The organism is Stenotrophomonas sp. STEN009 (genome assembly GCF_056760395.1).
This window is the reverse complement of the sequence record NZ_JBRRES010000004.1, coordinates 33,777-56,247: the sequence shown is the minus strand read 5'-3', so window position 1 is coordinate 56,247 and position 22,471 is coordinate 33,777. Positions and strand designations below refer to the sequence as shown.

Sequence of the window (22,471 nt, the reverse complement as noted above, 5' to 3'; positions counted from 1 at the left end):
CAATGCCACCGTGATCACTCACGGTGGCATTGTTCTATCGGGTCCTGGCTGACGCATTGGTGGAAGCCCTCGGGCAGGCCTCGCATGGTTTCGGTTTGGCCTACGGCCACCGAAAAACGCCGCAGGGGCGGCGTGGCGCAGGTGGCCTCGGTGCTGCAGGCCGGATCCAGCACGAGATAGTGGCACCTGCCACTGCTGCTGGCGATGCATTGGAACCGCGCCTGACCATCGACGACGGTGCCCTTGCTGTACAGCGTGTCCACGCCGTTGGCGCGCGCGCGGGTAATCGAGGAATTACTGGATTTTTCGCAGCCGGCCAGTGCCAGCAGCACAGCACACACAAGCAGCAGACGGGGCATGGTCATTCCTCGGGGCAGATGCAACGTCGCGGCTACATGCCGCGGAACAGGCTCATGAAGGGCTGGCTGACCACCAGCGTTTCCGGCCGCTGGCGCAGGCGCAGCACACCGCGCCCGGTATCGTCGCGGCTGACCGCAGCGACCGATTTCATGTTGACGATGGTCGAGCGGTGGATCTGGCGGAAGTGCTGCGGATCGAGCACTTCCAGCAGTTCGCGCAGCGGGGTGCGCAGCAGGCTCTCGCCGGCGGCGGTGATCACGGTGGTGTACTTGTTGTCCGCGCGGAAGTAGACCACGTCCTCCAGCATGATCAGCTGGGTCTCGCGGCCATTGCTGGCGGTGATCCACGCCAGCGGCGGGCGGTCATCGTTCTGTCCCGGTCCCAGACGCTGCAGCAGGCGTTCCAGCACCGCATCATCGTGGCGCGTGGAGGGCAACCGTGCCAGGATGCGCTCGCGCGTGGCCAGCAGGCGCTCATCGCTGACCGGCTTGAGCAGGTAGTCCATCGCACCCTGTTCGAAGGCATCGATGGCGTACTGGTCGTAGGCGGTGACGAACACCACCTGCGTGCGCGGGCTGAGCTCGGACAGTGCACGCGCGACCTCGATGCCGGTGATGCCCGGCATGCGGATGTCGAGGAACGCGATGTCCGGCTGCTTCTCGGCCAGCTGCTCCAGTGCACTGGCGCCGTCTTCGCACTCGGCCACCAGCTTCAGCTCCGGCCACAGCCGGCGCAGCTGGTCCACCAGCGACTGCCGCAGCAGTTCCTCGTCCTCGGCAATCAGGGCTTCAAGCGGCATGGCTGCGCTCCTTGTTGGATGGCGGCAATGTCATGGTCGCAGCAACGCCGCTGGGGAAATTGGCGACGATCGCTACGCCGGACTGCTCGCCGCAGGTCAGGCGCAGCCGCTCGCGCAGGTTCTTCAGGCCAATGCCGGTGCCACTGGTGGTGCCTTGGCTGAAGCCGAGCCCATCATCGGCCACGGTCACCGTCACGTGGTCGTCGAAGCCGCGCGCCAGGATCCAGATCGTTCCACCTCCGGGCTTGGGCTCCAGGCCGTGCTTGATCGCGTTCTCGACCAGCGTCTGCAGCGCCATCGCCGGCAGCTTCACCGCATGCAGTTCCGGCGGCACCTGCACCTCCACCGCCAGCCTTGCGCCCATGCGGATCCGCAGGATCTCCAGGTACGCGCGGGTACGCTCCAGCTCCACGCCGAGGGTCGACATCGATTCGTCCACCTGCGGCAACGAACTGCGCAGGTACTGGATCAGGTGTCCCAGCATCTGCTCGGCCCGCGCCGGATCGGTGCGGGTCAGCACTTGGGCATTGGCCAGCGTGTTGTACAGGAAGTGCGGCTCGACCTGCGCGTGCAGCAGGTTCAGGCGCGCCACCGACAGCTCCTTTTCCACCTGGGTCTGCTCCGCGGCGGCCTGCTCGGTGCGGCGCTGGTCGGCCACCCGACGGCTGATCGCACGGGTGACCGCTTCGGCATTCTCGTAGTTGCTGCCTTCGTCCAGCGCCAGCAGATCGGCCCACCAGCCCGCATCGGGCTCGAACAGCAGGGTGACGGTACTGGTGCCCTGCCCGGGCGTGACCGTGGCCAGCACGCCGTTGCGCTTGATCGCCAGCCGCGCGGGCAGGTTCCAGCGCGAGGGCTGGCGGCCGTTCCAGGGGTCGACGCGGCGCACGTAGGCGCGCACCTGCAGGCTGCCGGCCGCGCTTTCCACGTCCTCTACCCGGGGCAGCTCGGCCACGGCCGCCTCGACCACGGCAAAGGCCTGGCCGGCATCCATCGGCAGTTCCACCTGCCGACGCTGGCGCCCGGACAGCGTGCTCGCGTCCAGGCGCCCGGCCACCAGCCAGACCCGGCGCACATGGCTGATCGCACTGCCCAGCGCGGTAATCATCAGGAACATCGCCAGCAGGCCGAAGATCCAGCCCGGGCCATCGTTCATGCCGCTGAAGATGCCGCTCCAGACCATGCCGGCCACGACCAGCGCCGCGGCCCAGGCCAACAGATGACGGAAAATGAGAGTGAGGCTGGCGAACACGGCGGCGCCTTGGTGAAAGGGGTAAGCCGAGCATAGGGCGGCCTGCCGGGCAGACAAGCGGCCTGCGACGAAGTGCGGGAAAGCCGCGATGGAACCCCTCACGGAAACGCCGGGCGTGGCCCGGCGCGACCGGGGGGGGGGGGGGGGGCCCCCCCGCGCCGCCGACATGAATTTGCGCGCATCCTTGATCTGTTCGACGTAGAGCAGGATGGCGCGCGTGCGGTAATCGGTGGCGAAATAGTCCAGCAGATCGCCGAAGTCGACGTCCAGCGTATCGCCCAGCGAGACCACGGCGGAGAATCCCACCGAACGCGCCACGCCCCATTCCACCAGCGCCGCGGCGATCGCCGAGGACTCGGAGATCAACGCAAGATCGCCAGCCTGCGGGAAGTGTGCGGCGATGCTGGCGTTGAGCCGTGCATGCGGCGCGATCACACCCAGGCAATGCGGGCCCAGGATGCGCAGACCGTGCCGGCGGGCCACGGCCTCCACCTGCGCCGACAGTGAACCCGGGCCATCCCCCAGATGCGCGGTGAGGATGATCGCCGCCTGCACACCCCGCTCGGCCGCGGTACGCACCACCTGCGGCACGATGGCGGCCGGCGCGGTGATCACCACGAGATCCGGCACCCAGTCCAGATCCTTCAGCCGCTTCACCGTGCGGATGCCATCGATTTCGGCGTGGCGCGGGTTGATCCACGCCACCTTGCCGGGGAAGCCCGTACCGCGCAGGTTGCGCATCACCGCGCGGCCGGCCGAGCGCTCGCGCGGACTGCCGCCGATCACTGCGACCGACTGCGGGCGGAACACTGACTGCAGGTGGTAGGTACTCATGCGCCTACGGTACACGCACCCGCGCAACAGGCGCATGATCCAGCGCAACAAAGCAGGCGGGGGATGCGGCGCCCCGCCGCATGCGGGGCGACAGGGCCCTACAGCAGCGTGCCGCGCAGGATCATCGCGGCGATGCTGAAATAGATCACCAGCCCGGTCACGTCGACCAGCGTGGCCACGAACGGGGCGGATGCGCTGGCCGGGTCGAATCCCAGCCGCTTGAGCACGAACGGCAGCATCGAACCCGACAATGACCCGAAGGTGACGATGCCCACCAGCGCCGCACCGATCGTGATCGCCAGCAGCACCCAGTGCTCGCCGTAGTCGTGCAGGCCACCCAGCTGCCAGATGACGATGCGGACGATCGCCAGGGCACCGAGAATGGCACCCAGCACCATGCCGGTCGGAATTTCGCGCAGGGCCACCTTCCACCAGTCGCGCAGGCGCAGCTCGCGCAGCGCCAGGCTGCGGATCAGCAGCGAGGTGGCCTGCGAGCCGGAGTTGCCGCCGGAACTCATGATCAACGGGATGAACAACGTCAGCACCACCGCGCGTGCCAGTTCGTCCTCGTAGTGCTGCATGGCGCTGGCCGTCAGCATCTCGCCCAGGAACAGCACGCTCAGCCAGCCGGCGCGCTTGCGCAGCATCTCCAGGAAGCCGATCTGCATGTACGGCTTGTCCAGCGCTTCCATGCCGCCGAACTTGTGCGCGTCTTCGGTGGATTCCTCGATCAGCGCATCAAGCACGTCGTCCACGGTGACGATGCCCAGCATCCGCTGGCTGGCATCGACCACCGGAATGGCCAGCAGGTCGTGGCGACGGATCAGCCGCGCCACCTCTTCTTGGTCCATCAACGCGTCCACGGTTACTGGCGGATTGACCTGGGCCACCTCGAGGATCGACTCCTCGGGCAGGCCGGTGATCAGGCGGCGCATGGTCACCACCTGCTGCAGACGCTGGCTGACCGGGTCCAGGACGTAGATCGCGTACACGGTCTCGCGCGTGCGCTCGACCTGGCGGATGTGCTGCAGCGTCTGCGCCACCGTCCAGCTGGCCGGCACGGCGACGTACTCGGTGGTCATCAGCGCACCGGCCGTGTTCGGCGGGTAGCCGAGCAGCGTCTGGATGGCCTGGCGGGCATCGGCACCCAGCAACGGGATCAGCCGCGCGCGCTCGTCCTCATCCAGTTCGTGAACAATGTCGGTGGCGCGGTCGTCGGCCATCAGCCCGAGCAGCGCAGCGGCCCGCGCCGGTGGCAGCGCGGCCACCAGCTCGCCGCTGCGATGCAGTTCGGGGGCTTCCAGCATCTTCACTGCACGCGGCAGCGGCAGCGCCGCCAGCGTGTCGGCAGCGCGCTGCAGCTCCAGCGTGTTGAGGAACTCCACCGCGTCGGCGGTGTTGTAGTCCGCCAGCGGTGCCGCCAATGCAGCGGCATCGGCCACTGGACGCAGCAATTGCTTCTGGTTCATCGGTTTGCCTTGTGGGATGCGACCTCGCGCAACGCCAACGCAGGCGAACCGTCCCGATGTCAGGCGGTGGCCATCGCTGGCGTCGAACGAAGTCGACTTCTACTGTCGCTGGACATGGGTTGGGAACTCCGGGATGCGTGTGCCGGCGGCAGGCCGCCAGCGGCGGGCAGTCTGGACCTGCCGGCCGCGCAGGTCAACCCGCAGCGGCCATTGCCGCGCGTGCACGATGCGGCGCGCATAATGTCGCAGCGGCGTCCGCCGCCCCTCTCCTCCCCGCACCCACGTACGGCAGGCCTCTGCGATGACCAGGTATTCCCATGCATAGCGGCGGTCTGGAACTGGCCCTGGTCCTGCTGCTGGCGGCCGTCATCGCGGTGCCGGTGTTCAAGCGCTTCGGCTTTGGCGCGGTACTGGGCTACCTGGCCGCGGGGGTGGTGCTGGGGCCGGATGGGCTGGGCTTCGTGCAGGACGCCGACCGCATCCTCGGTGCGGCCGAGATCGGCGTGGTGATGCTGCTGTTCGTGATCGGGCTGGAACTGTCGCCGGCCCGCCTGAAGGTGATGCGGCGCTCGGTGTTCGGCGCCGGTGCCGCGCAGGTGGCGCTGTCCGGCCTGGTACTGGGCGGCCTGCTGCTGCTCGATCACTTCCAGTGGAAGAGCGCGCTGGTGGTGGGCGTGGCGCTGGCTCTGTCGTCCACGGCCGTGGGCCTGCAGCTGCTGTCCGAGCACAAGGCGATCAACAGCGACCACGGCCGGCTCGGCTTTGCCATCCTGCTGTTCCAGGACCTGATCGCGATCCCGCTGTTGGCGGCCATCCCGCTGCTGGGCGGCGTCAAGAACCAGACGCTGCGTTGGGAGGATGCCGCAGTGGCGCTGGGCGCGCTGGCCGTGGTGATCCTGTGCGGGCGGCCGGTCCTGCGCCGGCTGTTCGGTGTCATCGCCCGTACCCGCAGCCCGGAGGTATTCACCGCCACCGCCCTGCTGGTCGTGCTGGGCACGGCGTGGTTCATGCAGGAGGCCGGTCTGAGCCCCAGCCTGGGTGCGTTCCTGGCCGGCGTGCTGCTGTCCGATTCCGAGTTCCGGCACGAGCTGGAAGCGCAGATCGAGCCGTTCAAGGGCCTGCTGCTGGGCCTGTTCTTCATCGCCGTCGGCATGGGCATCGATCTCGACCGCATCGCCGCCGAGCCGTGGCTGATCGCCGCAGGCGTGGCCATCCTGCTGGTGGTCAAGTTCAGTCTGCTGTATGCCATCGGCCGCATCGCCCGGCTGGGTTCGCGGCAATCGCTGCTGCTGGGCAGCGTGCTGTGGCTGGGCGGCGAGTTCGCCTTCGTGGTGTTCAACGAGGCGCAGCGCGCGCATCTGCTGGGCAACGCCAACCACGACCGGCTGGTGGCCATTGTCGGCCTGTCGATGGCGATCACGCCGCTGCTGATGATCGCCCTGATGCGGCTGCTCGGGCAGGAGAAGGTGGCCCCGCGCGCCGCGGCCGACGCCGACAAGGTCGCGCCGGACAACCGGCCGAAAGTCCTGATTGCCGGCATGGGCCGCGTCGGCCAGGTGATCGCGCGCCTGCTGACCGCACAGAAGGTGCCGTTCGTGGCACTGGAAGCGAACCCGGACACGGTGGCCGACCTGCGTCGCTTCGGCAACCAGCTCTACTATGGCGATCCGACGCGCCCGGAGATGCTGCGCGCCGCCGGTGGTGAACATATCGATGTGTTCGTGATCACCGTGGACGACCCGGAGACCAATCTGCGTGCGGTACGGATGGTACGGCGCCTGTATCCGGAGGCGAAGGTACTGGCACGTGCGCGCAACCGCCAGCACGCATGGCGACTGATGGACATGTCGGCCGAGCCGTTCCGCGAAGTGTTCGCTACCAGCCTGGAAATGAGCGGTCGTGTGCTGACCGCGCTGGGGGTGGCACCCGATGTTGCCCAACGCCATGTGCAGCGCTTCCGCGAACACGACGAACAGCTGCTGCGCGACCAGTACCTGGTGTACGACGACGAGGCGGCCGTGATCCAGACCTCGCGCGATGCCCGCAACGACCTGATGCATCTGTTCGAGGCCGACGCGGAAAGCGACGGCGACACGCAGCGCTGACGGCGAAAGGGCTGCCGAGCATCGTCGGCATTCCGCATGATCGGGGTCAGAGCCCTTTCCAACGGAAAGGGTGCTGACCCCCGATTCTCAGCCGTTGTCGCGCAGGAACCGGGCCATCGAGGACACGCCCGGTACGCGCGGCTCGAACTCGCCGGCAACGTCGATGAAGCCACGCATCACGGCGATCTCGCGCGGACTGCGGTTCAGGCTGTCCCGCACGTCTGGGTCGGCGCCGGCACGCAGCAGGCGCTGTACCAGCAGCGGCAGGCCGTGCAGCGCCGCCAGGTGCAGCGGGCCGAAACCACGCGGATCGCGCACGTCCAGGCTGACATCCTCTTCCAGCAGACGCTCCACCGCGGCCATCACCACCTGCTCGTCGCAGGCCGTACCCGGCTCGGCGCGCGCTCCCAGCAGCAGCAGCAGCGGTGTGACCGAACCGGCGGCGGCCTGGTCCGGTTCGGCACCGGCCAGCAGCAGCGTGTCCAGCAACGCCAGCAACCGCGGGCGGTCACGTGCGCTGAAGCCGTACAGGGCCGCGCAGTGCAGCGGGCCCAGTTGCTGCGCGTCTCCGGCGTGTACATCGGCACCTGCGGTCAGCAGGCGCGCGACGATGTCCGGCAGGCCCAGCGCGGAGGCCAGCATCAGCACGGTCACTCCCCCCGGCAGCCGGTGTTCGAGCTTGGCACCGGCATCGAGCAGGGCCGACACGATCTCGACCTGGCGCATGCTGACCGCGGCCGACAACGGCGTTGCGCCGCTGGCCGCTGCGTGCTGCGGATCGGCGCCCCGTGCCAGCAGCAGGTCGGTCACCGCCAGGTGGCCGCCGCCAGCGGCACGCAGCAGCGCCGTGCAGCCCTGCGCATCCACGGCATCAACGGCGAACCCCAGATCGATCAGGCGACGCACCGCATCGACATCGCCGGCCATCGCCGCAGAGGGCAGGTCGGCATCGCGCAGGGTACGGCGTGGCAGTGGCCACACCCGCCAGTCCAGCCAGTCGGCCAGATCACGACGACCACTCGACAGCGCCACACCCAGGGGGGTCTGGCCATCGGCGGCGCGTGCCTCCGGCGAGGCGCCGTGCTGTACCAGCAGCTTCAGCGCACCTTCCCGGGCCAGCGCGGTCGCCAGGTGCAGCGCGGTCATGCCATGGCTGTCGCGCGCCTCACGGTCGACACCAGTCTTGAGCAGGGCCTGCTGCAGGCGCAGCCAGCCCAGGCGCACCGCCAACGACAGCGGCGGATCGCCTGCCGGCGATGCGGCGAACGGATCAGCACCCCGCTCCAGCAGTTCCAGCGCCAGCTGTTCCAGTCCGCGGGCCGCCTGATCGTGCTGCGCGCAGGCGGCCAGGAAACGGGCCAGGCCGCCGCGGCCGGCCGGCGACAGGCCATGCTGCAGCATGACCTGCAGCGCCGGCACCGCATCGACGCCGCGCGACAGCAGCGCGAACATCGGCGTGTCGGCGCAGGCATCTCGCACATAGGGGTCGGCACCATGGGCCAGCAGCCAATCCACGGCACGCGGCTCCAGCGCCAGCTCCGGATCCAGCAGCAGGCTGCCCAGCTCCTGCGGCTGGCACAGCCTGGCCAGGGCGGCCATGCCGTCGGTGTTGCCGAAGCCCAGTGCTTCACGCAGCAGGGTCAGCGGCGGCCGATCAGGCAGCAGGCCACTGGCGCTGGCGGCCTCACCGCGCTCGGCCAGGCCATCGCTGACCGCCGCAGGCAGCGGATAGGACGGATCAAGCAGCGCGACGATGGCCCAGCGACCGGCTTCGGCCGCGTAGTCGACCGCACGCCGACCGACCGGATCGGCCGCATCGGCGGTGATGCCCAGTTCGACCAGGCGCTTGACCAGCAGGGGCGAAACCGTATCGGCCATGGCCGCCAGCTGCACCGCGTTGCGGCCCTCGCCATCGACAGCCACCAGGTCGGGCTTGTGCGGCAGGAGGTGTTCGATGACGGCGGCGCGACCGGCACGCGCGGCCTCCAGCCACGGCGTGCGACCGAGCGCGTCGCGTGCTTCCAGGTTTGCACCGGCAGCGAGCAGCACGCCGATGATTTCAACGTGGCCGGCCAGGGCCGCTTCGTGCAGTGCGCTGCGACGCTGGCGGTCGCGCGCATCCGCGCGCGCCTTGTGCTTGAGCAGCAGCTGCACGCCGGCCGGATCATCGTCTTCGGTGGCGGCTGCGGCGAGCAGGACCGGCGTGCCGTCCGCCGGCTCGGTGCGGGCACCGCGTTCGAGCAGGAAGCGGGCCAGGCGCCAGTTGCCTACCTGGCAGGCCACGGCCAGCGGGGACCAGCCCTCGTGGTTGAGTGCATCCACTTCGGCCGCGGCATCGCGCAGCAGCGCGGCAACGCCGGGGTCGGAGCTTCGAGCCGCGTGGTGCAACGGCGTGTTGCCCTCGCTGTCGGTAGCGCGAGAATCGGCGCCATTGGCCAGCAGGGTCATCACGGCTTCGGGGCGACCATGCCAGCTGTCGCGGGTGGCCGCCAGCAGCGGCGTCATGCCCCGGTGCGGCGCGTTCACATCGACCCCGCGGGCAATCAGTTCACGCAGCAGGCGCAGGTCCGGCAACACCGCCGCCAGCACCGCCAGGCTGCGCTGATCACGCCAGTTCGGGTCCGGCAACGCGTGCGGGTCCGCGCCGGCCTGCAGCAGCTGCAGCGCCCGGTCGATGCGACCGTGGCGCGCCGCTTCATGCAGCGCAGGCGTCAGTTCCTGCGGGGCCATCGCCTCCAGCGGCGTGGTCTCGCTGGCAGCGGGGAACAGCGGCGCGTGTGCCGCACCGGCATCGGCCAGCGGGCCCGGGTTCACGCGCAGCGACACCAGTGGCGCCGGTGCGACCCGCTGCAGCAGCAGATGCAGCAACGGCGACCCCAGCAGCACGGTCAACGTGGCGGGCCAGCGCGCGCTTTCCGGCAGCAGCCCTGGCCATGCCGGCAACACCACCAGTGCGGCCAGCGCGATCACCAGCGCGGCCACGACAAGGCCACGCCAGGCGGTGAGGTCACGGCCGGCCAACGCCTGCCAGTGCTGCGCCAGGCTGCCATCCAGCCGCTCGACATCATTCCACAGCGGCCACGTACGCCAGGTCGCCAGCAAACCGGCACTGACCAGCACGCTCAGCCCGAGCACCGCCGCCAGGCTGCCGCTGTCGCGCAGTGCCGCCAGCGGCCAGGCCAGCAGCAGGGCCAGCAGTACCGGCGCGGCGGTCCACAGCGCCAGCAGGGCCGGCAGGTCCTGCTGCGCGATCAACTTCGGCGGCAGTACCGCACGGCTGCGCCGCCACCACGAAATGCCCAGGGCATACGCCGGCTGCGCCAGCGCAGCAAGCACCGCCCCCGGCAGGCCGCCGACGGCGGCACCCAGCGCCAGCAGGGCACCCAGGACGAAGGCGATCGACAGGGCGCGCGGACGGGAAAGCTCAGTCATTGTGGCGCGGCATCATGCTGGTCACCGACGGCGGCACCTGCAGGTAGAACCCGCGTTCGCTCATTTCGCTGCGCACCTTGGCCGGATCGGCCTGGGCGAGGCGGCGCTGCGGCTCCAGGGCCACGTCCAGGACGAAGGTGAGCGTGCCCAGCGACGCCACCAGCGGCGCAGGCAGCGCGCTGAAGTCATCGCGTCGGGGAACGTAGACGAAGGTGTCCGGCTTGAGTTGGCTTTTATAGACGTAGGCGTGCATGTCCACGGGACGATAACCCGGGAAGAGCCCTGATTGTGTCGGAAAGCCGACACCGGGGAAAGCCGTCGGCCGACGATGCCGGCAGGATCGACGGCGTTTCCCCGGCGGGGTTCAGCAATGTGGCGGCGGCGTTCAGCCTCGGCCGCCGCCACACGGATGCTTACTTGACCTTGGCGTAGGTGCCCTTCAGGGCGACGCCGGCCACGAACGTGCCCGCCCAGCACTCGTAGTTGCTCGCGCTCCTGAACTCGTTCTTCTTGTAGTAGCTGACGATGTCGACCACCGCATTGGCGCCACGCGAGCGGGCGCCGTCCTGCAGTGCGCGCAGCGCCGACAGCGCCACCCAGCGGCAGGCTTCGGCATCGCTCTTGTTGGCGGCGTTGGTCTTCCGGTTGGTGACGTCTTCACCCAGACGCTGCTGCACGCTGACCGGCTGCCCGGCCAGATAGAAGCGCACGCTGCCATCGATGCCGGCATCGCGGGCGGCCTGCGAGCTGACAAGTTCCTGCAGGGACTGCTCGACTCGGGTGTCACGGGCGGAAGCCGTGGCAGTCACAGCCAGCAGAAGGGTGGCACTGGCGATCATCAGGGTGCGGCGCATCGAAACATCTCCTTGTCCGGGGTGCGTTGGGGGTGGTGCGGATGGGGTGCGGGGGTCATTCGCTCCAGCGGCGGAATACCAGCGAGGTATTGATGCCGCCGAAGGCGAAGTTGTTGCTCATCACGTACTCGGCCTGCAGATCGCGGCCGTGCCCGGTGATGAAGTCCAGCTGGCCGCAGCGCGGATCGACCTCGGCCAGGTTGAGGGTCGGCGCGAACCAGCCGGCACGCATCATCTCGATGCTCAGCCAGGCTTCGAACGCTCCGCACGCGCCGAGCATGTGCCCGACGTAGCTCTTCAGCGAGCTGATCGGTACGCGGCTGCCGAACACCTGCGCGGTGGCCTGTGTCTCGGCGATGTCGCCGTGATCGGTGGCGGTGCCGTGGGCGTTGACGTAGTCGATCCGCGCCGCGTCGAGCCCGGCGTCCTCCAGGGCCAGGCGCATGGCCTGGGCCATGGTGTCGGCGCTGGGCTGGGTGACGTGCTGGCCGTCGCTGTTGGTTCCGTAGCCGACCACCTCGGCAAGGATGGACGCACCGCGTGCGAGGGCGTGCTCCATGTCCTCCAGGATCAGCGTGCAGGCGCCCTCGCCCAGTACCAGGCCGTCGCGGCCTGCATCGAAGGGCCGCGGCGTCGACTGCGGCGCATCGTTGCGCACGCTGGTGGCGAACAGGGTGTCGAACACCGCTGCAGCGGTGGCGTCGAGCTGCTCGGCACCGCCGGCCACCATCACCGTCTGCTTGCCGCTGCGGATGGCTTCATACGCCGCTCCGACGCCCTGGCTGCCTGACGTGCAGGCGCTGGAGGTGGTGTAGACACGCCCGGACAGGCCGAAGAACACGCCGATGTTGACCGGCGCGGTATGGCTCATCATTTTCAGGTACGTGGTGGCACTGATGCCATCGGTGGTGAACTCGTTGAGCATGCGGCCGAACTCGCCGGTCGCTTCGTGGCTGCCGGAGGACGAACCGTAGGCCACGCCGGTGCGGCCGCTGCGCAGCACCGGATGCTCATGCAGGCCGGCCTCGCGCAGGGCCATCTCGGTGGCGCGCACCGACATGATCGCGACCTTGCCCATCGAGCGGGTGGTCTTGCGGTTGTAGTTCGGCGGCAGCGTGAAGTCCTGCGCGGGCGCGGCCAGCTTGGTGTTCAGGCCCGCGTAGACGTCCCATTCCGGCATGGTGCGCACTGCGTTGCGGCAGCTGCGCAGGTGCGCGTGGATGGTGGGCCAGTCGTGGCCAAGCGGACTGATGGCAGCGGCACCGGTCACCACCACGCGACGATCAGCGGCCATCAGAGCATGCCCCCGTTGACCGAGATCACCTGCCGGGTGATGTAGCCGGCCGGCTCGGACAGCAGGAACGCGACCGTTGCGGCCACCTCATCGGGATGCCCGACGCGGCCGGCCGGAATCAGCTTCAGGGCGTGTTCGACCACTTCATCGTTGAGCATTTCGGTCTCGATCAGGCCCGGGGCCACGCAGTTGACGGTGATCTGCCGGCTCGCCAGCTCCAGCGCCAGCGCCTTGGTGGCACCGATGATGCCGGCCTTGGCCGCGCTGTAGTTGACCTGGCCGCGGTTGCCGGCCAGCCCGGACACCGACGACAGGGTGACGATGCGACCGGGCCGGCGCCGCCGCACCATCGGCATGATGAGCGGATGCAGCACGTTGTAGAAGCCGTCCAGGTTGGTGTGGATGACCTGGTCCCAGTCTTCGGACGACAACGCAGGAAATGCGCCGTCGCGGGCGATGCCGGCATTGCACACCACGCCGTAGTACGCGCCATGCGCCTCGACATCGGCCTCCAATGCGCCGCGTGCTGCATCCCGGTCGGCCACATCGAACGCCAGCACGCGGGCCTGCCGGCCCAGTGCCTGGATTTCGTCCACCACTGCCTGCGCCTCGTCCACGCGGCTGCGGCAGTGCACGGCTACATCGAACCCATCGCGCGCGACGCGCAGCGCGATGGCCCGGCCGATGCCCCGGCTGGCGCCGGTGACCAGCACGCTCCGATTCCCTGTCATGCCTGTCCACTCTCCAGATAGGCCATCGCGTCGGCAGGTTCGTACACCGACACGTTGGCGGTCGCCCATTCTTCGTCGCCTGCCAGGATCCGGCAGGCGAACATCCCCAGTCCATTGTCGCCCAACAGCTCGCAGCGCGCCTGTACGCGAAGGCGGCTGCCCACCGGAAAACCGCTGCGCTGGCTGCCATAACGGCGACTACCCAGCAGGAATCCGAGCTGCGGCCGGTTGCCGGCAGCGCGTGCACGGCAGCCGGCCCAGGCCGCGATGGCCTGCGCCATGTATTCGATGCCGATCCAGGCCGGCACCTGCCCATCCTCGACGAACAGCCCGCTCGCCGGCACGACCAGCTCGGCCTCGATGCCGTCCTCGTCCCAGTGCATGATGCGCTCCAGCAGGCACATGTCCTGCCGGTGGGGCACCACGTCTTCAATGGCATACACCGTATTCATCCGCACTCCAGTGCCAGCACGGCGTTGCTGCCGCCGAAGGCGAACGAGTTGCTCAGCACGCGCCGGGGCGGCTGCGCCAGGAAGGTGGCCGGCGCCACCAGCGGCAGCGGCGGCAGAGCCGGATCAGCGATGCCATCCCACCAGTGCGGTGGCAACTGCTGCCGGCAGTTCTCGGCAAGCACGATCCAGCACAGCGCCGCCTCGATCGCCCCCGACGCACCCAGGGTGTGGCCGGTGAGTGGCTTGGTGGAACTACAGGGAACGTCATTGCCCAGTACCTGCGCCACCGCCAGGCTTTCCATCGCATCGTTGTGGCCGGTGGCAGTGCCGTGCAGGTTCACGTAGTCGACATCGGCGGGCGACCAGCCGGCACGATGCAGCGCCTGCTGCAGGGCGTCGATGGCGCCAAGGGCCTGCGGATCCGGCGCCGACATGTGATGTGCATCGGCGGACTCGCCCCATCCGGCCAGGCATACCGGGCCAGGTTCGCGGGTCAGCAGGAACAGCGCAGCGCCCTCGCCGATGTTGATGCCGGCACGATGCTGCGAGAAGGGATTGCAGCGCACTGCCGAGACCGATTCGAGCGCATTGAAGCCTGCCACGGTGAAGCGGCACAGCGAGTCGGCCCCCCCGGCGATGACCGCATCGACGGTGCCGGCACGCAGCATCCGCGCGGCCGACATCAGCGCCTTGGCACTGGACGAACAGGCCGTGGACAGGGTCCACGCCGGGCCCTGCGCGCCGCTGCGCTGACGCACGAACTGCGCGGTGGTGCCCATTTCCTGCTGTGCGTAATCGAAACCTTCAGGCCAGCAGCCCTGCTCCGCATGGGTCCGCAGTGCCTGCTCCGATTCGCCGATGCCGGAGGTGCTGGTGCCCAGCACCACGGCCACCCGATCGGCGCCATGGCGTGCAATGGCCGCGCTCACCGCAGGCGCGATCTGCGCCAGTGCGACCTCCAGCAATGCATTGTTGCGCCCGCGCAGGGACACCGGCAGGTCTTCCAGCGTCGGCAGTGGCGTGCGCACTTCACCCAGCGCCAGGGTACGCCCCGGCAGCAGGCGGTCGTTGTCGCTCAGGCCGCCCGGAGCATCGGCGAACATCGCCGATGCCACGGCGCCGCGGCCTTCGCCCAGCGCGCAGACCAGGCCGAGGTCGTTCAGGTAGATCGGTGTATTCATCGCGCCTGCCCGGCCATGTCGATCGATTCGATGCGCAGGGCGTAACCCTCGGCACGGTTCTCCAGCTGGACGCTGCCATCGTCCAGGCGCCGCAGCTGCAGCCAGACCGTACCGCTGCGGGACAGGCTACGCTGGCGGCCGTCATCGCTGACCTCCCAGCCCGCCGGCAATGCCGCAGCGATCGCCGCGGTCGGCCACAACGCAAACTGCAGGTCATCCAGTACGCGTTCGGCACGCACCTGCGGCGGCAGCCACGGCGCACGCTGCTGGGTCAGTTGCCGGCCATCCCACTGCAGGCGCACGCCGGTCTGGCCCATGGCCTGCACCGCCAGCCGCACCTGCTGTGCGTCGGCTTCGAGCAGCGCATCGAGATCGCGCTCATGGCTGCCGAACCGGAAATGCAGCTGCTGCTGCAGTGCCAGCGGCGCTGGCAGGCTGGCCGGCGACAGCCGCAGCGGTGGCAGCTGCACCTGCGGGCGTGGCATGCGCCCGGCACAGGCGACCAGCAGCAGGCACAGCAGCACTGCAGCGGAAAGGGCCATCAGGCGCCGCACAGTTCCTCCAGCACGCGCATGCGACGGCCGCTGGGGTCGGCCACGTAGGGGTTGTTGGTGTCCCAGGCGTATCCGGCCAGGATGGAACTGATCATGTCGCGCACGTCCGGCTGCGGGTCGGGGTGGTAGATGATCTTCTGGAAGCCGCCCTGGTACCAGCTTTCGACGAAACGACGGAAGGTTTTCACGCCGGCACGCAGCGGAACGGAGAACTCGGCCTCCCAGTCCACAGCCTGCCCGGCATAACGGCGCGCCAGGCACTCACTGGCCAGCTGCGCCGATTTGAAGGCAATGGTCACGCCCGAGGAGAACACCGGGTCGAGGAACTCGCCAGCGTTGCCAAGCAGCGCATAGCCCGGGCCCCACAGCGAACGGACATTGGCCGAATAGCCCGTGATGCGGCGTACCGGCAGCACCGCCCATTCGGCATTGGCCAGCAGGCGGGTCAGGTTCGGATCCTCGCCGACGATGGCCTGCAGCTTCTGCAGGTCGTCGCCTTCGTAGCGATCAAAGAACGAGGGCTCGGCCACCACGCCCAGCGAGCAGCAGCCGTTGGAGAACGGGATCGTCCAGTACCAGACGTCGATGTGCTCGGGGTGGGTCGTGATGAGGATCTTGTTGCGGTCGAAGTCCGCTTCGGCCGGAATGTTGTCACGCACGTGGCAGAAGATCGCGCCACGCACCGGGAAGTTGGAGGGTGACTCCAGATCCAGCAGGCGCGGCAGCAACCGCGCGAAGCCGGAGGCGTCGAGGATGAAATCGGCCTCGATGCGGTACTCACTGCCATCGGGACGGCGCACGTTGACGGCAGGCTGCTCGCCCGGCTCGACCGACAGCACCTCGTCGCCGAAACGCAGCGTGGTACCCATCCGCTCGGCGCCCCGCGCCAGCACGTTGTCGAAGTCGGCGCGCTGCACCTGGTAGGTGGTGCCCCAGCCGGGCGAGAACTTCTTCCTGAAGTCGAATGCGGTACGCGCCTGGCCATGCACGAAGGCCGCGCCATTCTTGTGCTGGAAGCCGGCTTCGACCACATCCTGCAACAGGCCTGCCGCTTCGATGTACTCCATGCTCTGCGGCAGCAGGCTTTCACCGATCGAGAAACGCGGGAACTGCTGGCGTTCGATCATCAACACCTGGCGACCCTGCCGGCGCAGCATCGCAGCAGCAACGGAACCGGCCGGTCCGGCGCCGATGATCAGGATTTCGGTGCGTTCCACAGCATCCACAGCAGTACTCATCGGGGCGTCCTTGTTGCTCGATAGAGGGAGAGAAGAAGAGCCGAAGGCGGACTCAGGCCGCCGGCAGATCATGCGGCGGCGGCCGGAACAGCGGCGAGATCAGCCAGACCAGCCCGATACCGAACAGCAGGGTCAGGCCGAACGCGCGCAGCGCCGGAGTCTGCGACAGGCCCAGCAGGCCGAACGACAGCCAGGTACTGGCCGCACCCACGCACACCGCCAGCCATGCACTGGCGTCGCCACGATGCTCGATCAGGAAGATGCCATAGTCGATGCCCATGCCCAGCAGCAGCATCAGCGCCAGCACGTTGAACAGCTGCAGCGGCTGGCCGAACAGGCCCAGCAGGCCCAGGGTCAGCGCACCGGCGATCAGGGTCGGGGCGAACACGCGCCAGGCCTGGCGGCGATAGCGCAGCCACAGCGCGCCGAACACCAATGCGATGCCGACCAGCAGCAGCCCGCCCATCAGCTTGCGGTAGTGGCCCAGCAGCGTGGAGAAATCGGAGGTTCGGTCTACCCAGCGCACGCCGGGCAGGCCTTCGGCGGCACGTTCCAGCGTGGCCAGAGCATCGGCACGCGACAGGTCATCGACCATCACCACGCTGATCATCTGCCCACCGACCTTACCCACCCACAGGTGGCGGAACGGCTGCGAGGCTGGCGAGGCCAGGAAGGCGTCGGCGGTGAGCGGCGCTGCGGCAAACTGCGGTCGCTGCAGCGGCTCGCCCACGGCTTCGGACACAGCCGACAGCACGCCGGGCTCCACCTTCGCGGTCAGCGCAGCATCGGCCTGCTGCCGGGCCGGTGATGGCAGCCAGTCACTGATCGCGCGGTAGCCACCAATGCGCTTGTCATCGGCCAGTACACGCAAGCGTTCGGTCAACGCCTCTTCGCGCTGCAACAGCTGGGCGGCATCGCTGCCCTGCACCAGGTAGAACTGTGCCGGGCTGGGCATGCCCAGCAGCTGGCTCAGGCGGATCTGCTGGGCCATCAGCGCCGGTGGAGACGACTGCAGGCTGCGCAGGTCGTCGTTGCTCTGCAGGCGCGCGATGCCCACCGCGGACAGCGCCAGCGCGGCCACCACGAAGATCGCCACCGGGCGCCGGCCGTGCAGGCGCGGGAAACGTTCCAGCGTATTGCCCAGCCAGTGCGAGAAGCGGGTCTGGCGGATCTCGCCACCGTCGAGCCACGGGAACCAGAAGATCACCGTGAGGAACGCTGCTGCCAGGCCCACCACCGAGAACAGCGCCATCTGGCGAAGGCCCGGGAACGGGGCCAGGCCCAACGCGAGGTAGGCCAGCGCACTGGTCAACAGCGCCAGCCACAGGCCGGGCAGCAGATGCCGCAGCAGCTTCCAGCGACGGTCGGCCGGTTCGGCCTGGCGCGACGCAAACCAGTGGATGCCGTAGTCCTCCGCTACACCCACCAGCGATGCACCGAACACCAGGGTCAGCACGTGCACTTTGCCGAACACCAGCACGGTCACCGCCAGCGCCACGCCGCAACCGATCAGCAGCGACGCGGCCACCAGCAGGATCGGCCGCAGCGAGCGGAACGCCAGCCACACCAGCAGCAGTACCGCGGCCAGTGAGCCCCAACCGATGGTGTTGATCTCGCGGTTGGCCTGCACCGCAGCGGCTTCGGCGTGCAGCGGCACGCCGGCATGCAGGATTTCCAGCTCGGGCGCTGCGGCCCTGGCCGCCTTCCCGGCCCGCTCCAGCAGGCCATCAAGATGGCGCTCGCCATCAAGCTGGAACGCCGAACCCGGCGTATCGAACTGCAGCGCCGCCCAATGCTTGCCCTCGGCTTCAAGCAGGCCATCATCACCCAGCCGCAAGCCCGAACCCTGCGCCTGCTGCTGCCACCACTGCGGCCACAATGACAGCGGATCCTGCCGCCATTCGGTGAGCCGCGGAGCACCCATCGGCCCGTACAGCGCGGCGAGTGCCTGTTCGGCCAGCGCACCGGTTTCCGTGCTCTGCAGCTGGTCACGCTGGGCCGGGGTCAGCAGGCGGTCGCGATACGGCGCGTAGAACGCACGCGCCTCGTCGAACCAGCCTTCAATGGACCCACTGGGCACCAGCAAAGCGCTCTCGGCATCTCCAGCCATGGCCGCAGCGAACGCGGCCTGCGCCCGCTTGGCGGCGGCGCCGTCCTGGCTGCCGAGCAGCACCACCACCTGCCGCGAACTGCCATCGGCGATGCGCCGGGTGACATCGCTCAACAGGCGGTCATGCGCATCCTGCGGCAACAGCGCGAGGATGTCGGTATCGATCCGCGGTTCCTGGCTCCACAGGCGCCACTGCTGCACGCCCAGTACCAGCAGCAACACCAGCCAGGCGATGCCCAGCCAATGCCACCAACGCCGCAACCGGTCCGGTGCGTTCAACGCCACGGCGTCACTCAAAGCGGCGCGCCTCGTCGGGGTTCAGCGTGGCGGGGGCTTCACTCAACGCGCTGAACTGGATCTGCGTGCGGTCCTTGTTCGCCTCGACGATCTCGACCTGGCGCACATAGCGGTCACCCTGCAGCGTCAGCGACTCGAAGGCCTTGGCCAGCATCGCCGACTTCGGTGTCAAACGCAGGCGCCAGCCCTGCCCTTCACGGCTGGCCGCCACGTTGAACTGGCCGGAGAGTGCCTGCACGTCGCCACTCATCAGCGCGAACATGATCGCATTCACCGAGCGCATCGCCGGCTGCTGCCGTGCATCGAGTTCAACGCGGGTGCTGCCATCGCGCTGGCGGCTGAGGATGCGGTCGGCGGTGACCACCACCTCGGAGGGGAACGGCGTGAGCGTGGTCCAGATCACGCCGTGCTGGCGCGCGACCACGAACCGGCCGTGCGAGCGCAGCGGATTCCTGAAGCCACTGACCTGCTTTTCCTGGCTGAACTGGCCACGCAGCACCTCCGGACGCGCCACCGCCTGGGTGATCGCGTCGACGGCAGGATCGGCCGCCTGTACACGCGGTGCGGCCACCAGCAGCAGCGCGCACAGCAGCACGCCTGGAAGACGGGCGAGCATGTTCATGGCGCGGGCACTCCCAGACGTTCCCACAGTACCGGCGGGCATTGGTACAGCATCTCCTTGCTGGCGGCATCCACCGCGACCTGGATGGTCATGGCCCGGGTGGCCACCTGGCCGCTTTCCGCATCCAGGATCTCGTAGTCGATCTTCAGCCGGTTCTCCCATTCGACAATGCGCGCACGCACCAGCAGCCGCTGGTTGAACAGCAGCGGCCGCACGTATTTCACGCGCGCATCGACCACCGGCCACAGGTAGCCCGATGCGAGCATCTGCGGGTAGTCGTAGTCGTGGCGCTGCAGCAGCGCACACCGGGCAATCTCCAGATACTTGAAGTAGTTGCCATGCCAGACCACGTTCATCGGATCGCAGTCGTGGAAGGCGGGGCGCAGCTCGATTTCACAGACCAGGTCATTCACCGGAATACAGTTCCCAACGTTGCGCGCGGATCTCCACCAGCAGTTCCCGCAGTTCGCGATCCAGCGCGCGGTCTTCCTCGACCAGCGCGATGCGCTGCCCCAGGTCCACATACATGTCGGCCAGACTGCCATGCAGCTGCGCGTTCAGGCCAACCCGCTCGCGCAGTGCCAGGCCCTGGCGGGCGGCGTTCCCCTTGGCCGCCACCACCTGTTCAGTCAGTTCGATCACACGCAGGCAGTCGCGCGCGGCGATGGTGCCCATGCTGACCTTGTCCTGGTTGTGGCATTCGGTCGAGCGCGAGAACACACTGGCCGGAAGGGTCTGCTTCAACGCTTCGGCGGTCCACGCCGAGACGCTGATCTGCAGTGCCTTCAGCCCGTGGTTGATTGCTGCCCGCGGGCCGGTAGCCGCCGACAGATTGGCGGGCAGGCCGTGGTTGTATCGCGCATCCACCACCAGCGCCAGCTGCCGGTCGAGCAGGTCGGCAAGGTTGGCCACGGTGTTCTTCAGCGTGTCCATTGCCAGTGCGATATGGCCGCCGTAGAAGTGGCCGCCGTGCAGGATGCGCTCGCCGTCGGCATCGATCAGCGGGTTGTCGTTGGCGCTGTTCAGCTCGGTTTCGATCAGCTGCCGCAGGAAGGGCAGGCTGTCTTCCAGCACGCCGATCACGTGCGGGGCGCACCGCAGCGAGTAACGATCCTGCAGGCGCTGTTCGTTGCGCGGCGGCCGTTCGCTGTGCAGGTCGCGGCGCAGCCGTGCGGCGATGCGGGCCTGGCCCGGATGCGGCTTGGCCGCGAACAGGGTCTCGTCGAAATGGTGCGCGTTGCCGTCGCTGGCCAGCACGTTGAATGCGGTCAGGCGGGTGGCCAGGCGCGCCAGGTAGTCGGCACGCTGCCAGGCCAGGCAGGCCAGGCCGGTCATCACCGCAGTGCCGTTCATGATCGCAAGGCCTTCCTTCGGCCGCAGCTTCAGCGGGACCATGCCGATGCTCGCCAGTACTCCGGCAGCCGGTTGCACGCGGCCATCGTGCAGGACCTCGCGCTCGCCGCACAGCACCGCCGCCACGTATGACAGCGGCGTCAGGTCACCGCTGGCGCCGACCGATCCCTCCGCCGGGATCATCGGCAGCACGTCATGCCGCAACAGTGTGGCCAGGCCTTCCAGCAGGGCTACGCTGACACCGGACATGCCACGCACCAGCGACGCCAGACGGGCAGCCAGCACTGCGCGGGTCTCGGCCGGGTCCAGGTAACGGCCCAGTCCGCAGCCATGGTAGGTGTACAGGTGGTGCGGCAACTCGGCCACCAGCGCCGGCGGGATGTTCACCGTGCACGAATCGCCGTAGCCGGTCGTCACGCCGTAGATCACCCCGTCCTCGCGCAGCAGGCGGTCGAGAAAATCGGCACCGCGCTGGATATGGGCACGGAAGGCCGGGGCCTCGCTCAGTGCGGCCTCGCACTGGCGATGGGCCAGCGCCACCACGTCTTCGATGGTCAACGGTGCGTCGCCAAAGCGGCACAGGGGTACGGCGTCAGTCGTCATGCGGAGCCTGATCCCAGAAGGGGAAGAAATTGAACCAGTCCAGCGGGGACTGGATGACCTGCAGTTCGAGCCACTGCGCGAAACGCTGCGCCTGCCCTGCCAGTGCCGCGTCCCGCGAGCCACGCGGCAGCACGATGCGATCGGCGAACTGCTCGAAGGCGACCCGGTACCCCTGGCCTTCATGCAGGCAGGCCATGGTGTACACCGGGCAGCCCAGTGCCGCCGCCAGCACGTAGGCACCGATGGGGAACGGGGCACGGTGGCCGAGAAAATCCGCGGTGACGCTGCGTCCACCCTGCACTGGCGTGCGGTCGCCGACGATGGCCACGAAGCCACCGGCAGCCACGCGCTCGGACAGCATCATCGCCGTGGCCGGCCCCATCGCGGTGACCTGCACCAGTTCCACCGTTGCCAGCGGGTCCAACCGCTGCAGCAGGCGATTGAAGCGCTGCGCGTGCGCGGTGTGCACCAGCACGGTGATGCGGAACCCCGGCACCTGTTCGGCCAGCACCTGGCACAACTCCAGGCAGCCGATGTGGGCGGTCAGGATCAGTCCGCCTTCGCGGCGTGCGATCCTGTCCAGCACCAGATCGCGCCGCAGCTGGATGCGCTCGGGCGGATAGCGTCCGCCCAGGCCGAGGATCTTGTCCAGCAGGGTGTCGGCGAACGCGCAGAAATGGCGCAGGCTGTCGCGCCGCGTCGGCTCGCGGCCCAGCGCGCCACTGTGTGCCTGCAAGCGCTGTAGATACTGCAGTGATGCCTGCCGGGCCACGCGGTTGCCCAGCCAGTGGCAGAGCACCACCGGCCACACGCACAGGCGGAACGGCCAGCGCCCGAACCACCGATGCACCCAGCACAGGAACAACACGCCGGCCACCGATGTGGATTCACCGATGTCGGCCCAGTGCGGCGCACCTTGGGGGGCGGCCAT

General features: G+C 68.7%; 19 protein-coding genes and 1 pseudogene. 1 reads left to right on the top strand and 19 read right to left on the bottom strand.

The window, feature by feature from the left end:
- Nucleotides 1-14: 14 nt before the first annotated feature.
- From ACVOMM_RS03005 to mgtE, 5 genes and pseudogenes are all read right to left on the bottom strand, one after another.
- The gene (locus ACVOMM_RS03005) at nt 15-359 is read right to left on the bottom strand and encodes a hypothetical protein (protein WP_053518860.1); all 345 of its coding nucleotides are present in this window, start codon (nt 357-359) and stop codon (nt 15-17) included.
- Nucleotides 360-391: 32 nt separating this feature from the next.
- Entirely contained in the window at nt 392-1,159 is a 768-nt protein-coding gene (locus ACVOMM_RS03000; RefSeq protein WP_065182534.1) for a LytR/AlgR family response regulator transcription factor, read from the bottom strand.
- Entirely contained in the window at nt 1,149-2,411 is a 1,263-nt protein-coding gene (locus ACVOMM_RS02995) for a sensor histidine kinase (protein ID WP_180875798.1), read from the bottom strand. The genes ACVOMM_RS03000 and ACVOMM_RS02995 overlap by 11 nt, the downstream gene beginning before the upstream one ends.
- 149 nt (nt 2,412-2,560) lie before the next feature.
- Nucleotides 2,561-3,245: pseudogene (locus ACVOMM_RS02990) on the bottom strand (CoA-binding protein); the annotation flags it as partial.
- Nucleotides 3,246-3,343: 98 nt separating this feature from the next.
- Nucleotides 3,344-4,714, bottom strand: a complete 1,371-nt coding sequence (mgtE, locus tag ACVOMM_RS02985; protein WP_128989953.1) for a magnesium transporter — start codon at nt 4,712-4,714, stop codon at nt 3,344-3,346.
- Nucleotides 4,715-5,031: 317 nt separating this feature from the next.
- Between mgtE and ACVOMM_RS02980 the strand changes: the two genes are divergently transcribed.
- Nucleotides 5,032-6,819: a monovalent cation:proton antiporter-2 (CPA2) family protein gene (locus tag ACVOMM_RS02980; RefSeq protein WP_065181433.1), complete on the top strand. Its 1,788-nt coding sequence runs from the start codon at nt 5,032-5,034 to the stop codon at nt 6,817-6,819.
- An 87-nt stretch (nt 6,820-6,906) separates the two neighbouring features.
- On the opposite strand, the gene ACVOMM_RS02975 is transcribed toward ACVOMM_RS02980, so the two are convergent.
- From ACVOMM_RS02975 to ACVOMM_RS02910, 14 genes are all read right to left on the bottom strand, one after another.
- Nucleotides 6,907-10,251, bottom strand: coding sequence for an ankyrin repeat domain-containing protein (locus ACVOMM_RS02975; RefSeq protein ID WP_053518102.1), 3,345 nt, complete (start codon nt 10,249-10,251; stop codon nt 6,907-6,909).
- Nucleotides 10,244-10,504: a YcgL domain-containing protein gene (locus ACVOMM_RS02970; protein ID WP_053518100.1), complete on the bottom strand. Its 261-nt coding sequence runs from the start codon at nt 10,502-10,504 to the stop codon at nt 10,244-10,246. Before ACVOMM_RS02970 ends, ACVOMM_RS02975 begins: the two co-directional genes overlap by 8 nt.
- Nucleotides 10,505-10,664: 160 nt before the next feature.
- Nucleotides 10,665-11,105, bottom strand: coding sequence for a hypothetical protein (locus ACVOMM_RS02965; protein WP_053518098.1), 441 nt, complete (start codon nt 11,103-11,105; stop codon nt 10,665-10,667).
- Between the two features lie 55 nt (nt 11,106-11,160).
- Nucleotides 11,161-12,399: a beta-ketoacyl-ACP synthase gene (locus ACVOMM_RS02960; RefSeq protein ID WP_065174278.1), complete on the bottom strand. Its 1,239-nt coding sequence runs from the start codon at nt 12,397-12,399 to the stop codon at nt 11,161-11,163.
- Nucleotides 12,399-13,130, bottom strand: a complete 732-nt coding sequence (locus ACVOMM_RS02955) for a 3-ketoacyl-ACP reductase FabG2 (RefSeq protein ID WP_053518094.1) — start codon at nt 13,128-13,130, stop codon at nt 12,399-12,401. Before ACVOMM_RS02955 ends, ACVOMM_RS02960 begins: the two co-directional genes overlap by 1 nt.
- Complete coding sequence (locus tag ACVOMM_RS02950; protein ID WP_053518092.1) at nt 13,127-13,582, bottom strand: hotdog family protein; 456 nt, start codon at nt 13,580-13,582, stop codon at nt 13,127-13,129. Before ACVOMM_RS02950 ends, ACVOMM_RS02955 begins: the two co-directional genes overlap by 4 nt.
- Nucleotides 13,579-14,763 (bottom strand): beta-ketoacyl-[acyl-carrier-protein] synthase family protein, encoded by a 1,185-nt coding sequence (locus ACVOMM_RS02945; protein ID WP_065174276.1) that lies wholly within the window; start codon nt 14,761-14,763, stop codon nt 13,579-13,581. The genes ACVOMM_RS02950 and ACVOMM_RS02945 overlap by 4 nt, the downstream gene beginning before the upstream one ends.
- Complete coding sequence (locus tag ACVOMM_RS02940; RefSeq protein ID WP_227255475.1) at nt 14,760-15,305, bottom strand: DUF3261 domain-containing protein; 546 nt, start codon at nt 15,303-15,305, stop codon at nt 14,760-14,762. The genes ACVOMM_RS02945 and ACVOMM_RS02940 overlap by 4 nt, the downstream gene beginning before the upstream one ends.
- On the bottom strand, nt 15,305-16,555 hold the full coding sequence (locus ACVOMM_RS02935; protein ID WP_065181428.1) for an NAD(P)/FAD-dependent oxidoreductase: 1,251 nt from the start codon (nt 16,553-16,555) through the stop codon (nt 15,305-15,307). Before ACVOMM_RS02935 ends, ACVOMM_RS02940 begins: the two co-directional genes overlap by 1 nt.
- 52 nt (nt 16,556-16,607) lie before the next feature.
- Complete coding sequence (locus tag ACVOMM_RS02930) at nt 16,608-18,962, bottom strand: MMPL family transporter (protein WP_197600224.1); 2,355 nt, start codon at nt 18,960-18,962, stop codon at nt 16,608-16,610.
- Nucleotides 18,955-19,584 carry an outer membrane lipoprotein carrier protein LolA gene (locus ACVOMM_RS02925; RefSeq protein WP_065174273.1) on the bottom strand — a complete coding sequence of 210 codons (630 nt, stop codon included), beginning with the start codon at nt 19,582-19,584 and terminating at the stop codon, nt 18,955-18,957. The genes ACVOMM_RS02930 and ACVOMM_RS02925 overlap by 8 nt, the downstream gene beginning before the upstream one ends.
- Complete coding sequence (locus tag ACVOMM_RS02920; RefSeq protein WP_414488004.1) at nt 19,581-19,997, bottom strand: acyl-CoA thioesterase; 417 nt, start codon at nt 19,995-19,997, stop codon at nt 19,581-19,583. Before ACVOMM_RS02920 ends, ACVOMM_RS02925 begins: the two co-directional genes overlap by 4 nt.
- Nucleotides 19,990-21,540 carry an HAL/PAL/TAL family ammonia-lyase gene (locus ACVOMM_RS02915; RefSeq protein WP_481525866.1) on the bottom strand — a complete coding sequence of 517 codons (1,551 nt, stop codon included), beginning with the start codon at nt 21,538-21,540 and terminating at the stop codon, nt 19,990-19,992. The genes ACVOMM_RS02920 and ACVOMM_RS02915 overlap by 8 nt, the downstream gene beginning before the upstream one ends.
- Nucleotides 21,530-22,471 carry an LpxL/LpxP family acyltransferase gene (locus ACVOMM_RS02910; RefSeq protein WP_481525865.1) on the bottom strand — a complete coding sequence of 314 codons (942 nt, stop codon included), beginning with the start codon at nt 22,469-22,471 and terminating at the stop codon, nt 21,530-21,532. The genes ACVOMM_RS02915 and ACVOMM_RS02910 overlap by 11 nt, the downstream gene beginning before the upstream one ends.

Excerpts from the sequence above, each read along its gene's own strand:
- ACVOMM_RS03005 (WP_053518860.1), bottom strand. The coding sequence starts at position 359 with ATGCCCCGTCTGCTGCTTGTGTGTGCTGTGCTGCTGGCACTGGCCGGC.
- ACVOMM_RS03000 (WP_065182534.1), bottom strand. The coding sequence starts at position 1,159 with ATGCCGCTTGAAGCCCTGATTGCCGAGGACGAGGAACTGCTGCGGCAG.
- mgtE (WP_128989953.1), bottom strand. The coding sequence starts at position 4,714 with ATGAACCAGAAGCAATTGCTGCGTCCAGTGGCCGATGCCGCTGCATTG.
- ACVOMM_RS02980 (WP_065181433.1), top strand. The coding sequence starts at position 5,032 with ATGCATAGCGGCGGTCTGGAACTGGCCCTGGTCCTGCTGCTGGCGGCC.
- ACVOMM_RS02975 (WP_053518102.1), bottom strand. The coding sequence starts at position 10,251 with ATGACTGAGCTTTCCCGTCCGCGCGCCCTGTCGATCGCCTTCGTCCTG.
- ACVOMM_RS02970 (WP_053518100.1), bottom strand. The coding sequence starts at position 10,504 with ATGCACGCCTACGTCTATAAAAGCCAACTCAAGCCGGACACCTTCGTC.
- ACVOMM_RS02965 (WP_053518098.1), bottom strand. The coding sequence starts at position 11,105 with ATGCGCCGCACCCTGATGATCGCCAGTGCCACCCTTCTGCTGGCTGTG.
- ACVOMM_RS02960 (WP_065174278.1), bottom strand. The coding sequence starts at position 12,399 with ATGGCCGCTGATCGTCGCGTGGTGGTGACCGGTGCCGCTGCCATCAGT.
- ACVOMM_RS02955 (WP_053518094.1), bottom strand. The coding sequence starts at position 13,130 with ATGACAGGGAATCGGAGCGTGCTGGTCACCGGCGCCAGCCGGGGCATC.
- ACVOMM_RS02950 (WP_053518092.1), bottom strand. The coding sequence starts at position 13,582 with ATGAATACGGTGTATGCCATTGAAGACGTGGTGCCCCACCGGCAGGAC.
- ACVOMM_RS02945 (WP_065174276.1), bottom strand. The coding sequence starts at position 14,763 with ATGAATACACCGATCTACCTGAACGACCTCGGCCTGGTCTGCGCGCTG.
- ACVOMM_RS02940 (WP_227255475.1), bottom strand. The coding sequence starts at position 15,305 with ATGGCCCTTTCCGCTGCAGTGCTGCTGTGCCTGCTGCTGGTCGCCTGT.
- ACVOMM_RS02935 (WP_065181428.1), bottom strand. The coding sequence starts at position 16,555 with ATGAGTACTGCTGTGGATGCTGTGGAACGCACCGAAATCCTGATCATC.
- ACVOMM_RS02925 (WP_065174273.1), bottom strand. The coding sequence starts at position 19,584 with ATGAACATGCTCGCCCGTCTTCCAGGCGTGCTGCTGTGCGCGCTGCTG.
- ACVOMM_RS02915 (WP_481525866.1), bottom strand. The coding sequence starts at position 21,540 with ATGACGACTGACGCCGTACCCCTGTGCCGCTTTGGCGACGCACCGTTG.
- ACVOMM_RS02910 (WP_481525865.1), bottom strand. The coding sequence starts at position 22,471 with ATGGCCGCCCCCCAAGGTGCGCCGCACTGGGCCGACATCGGTGAATCC.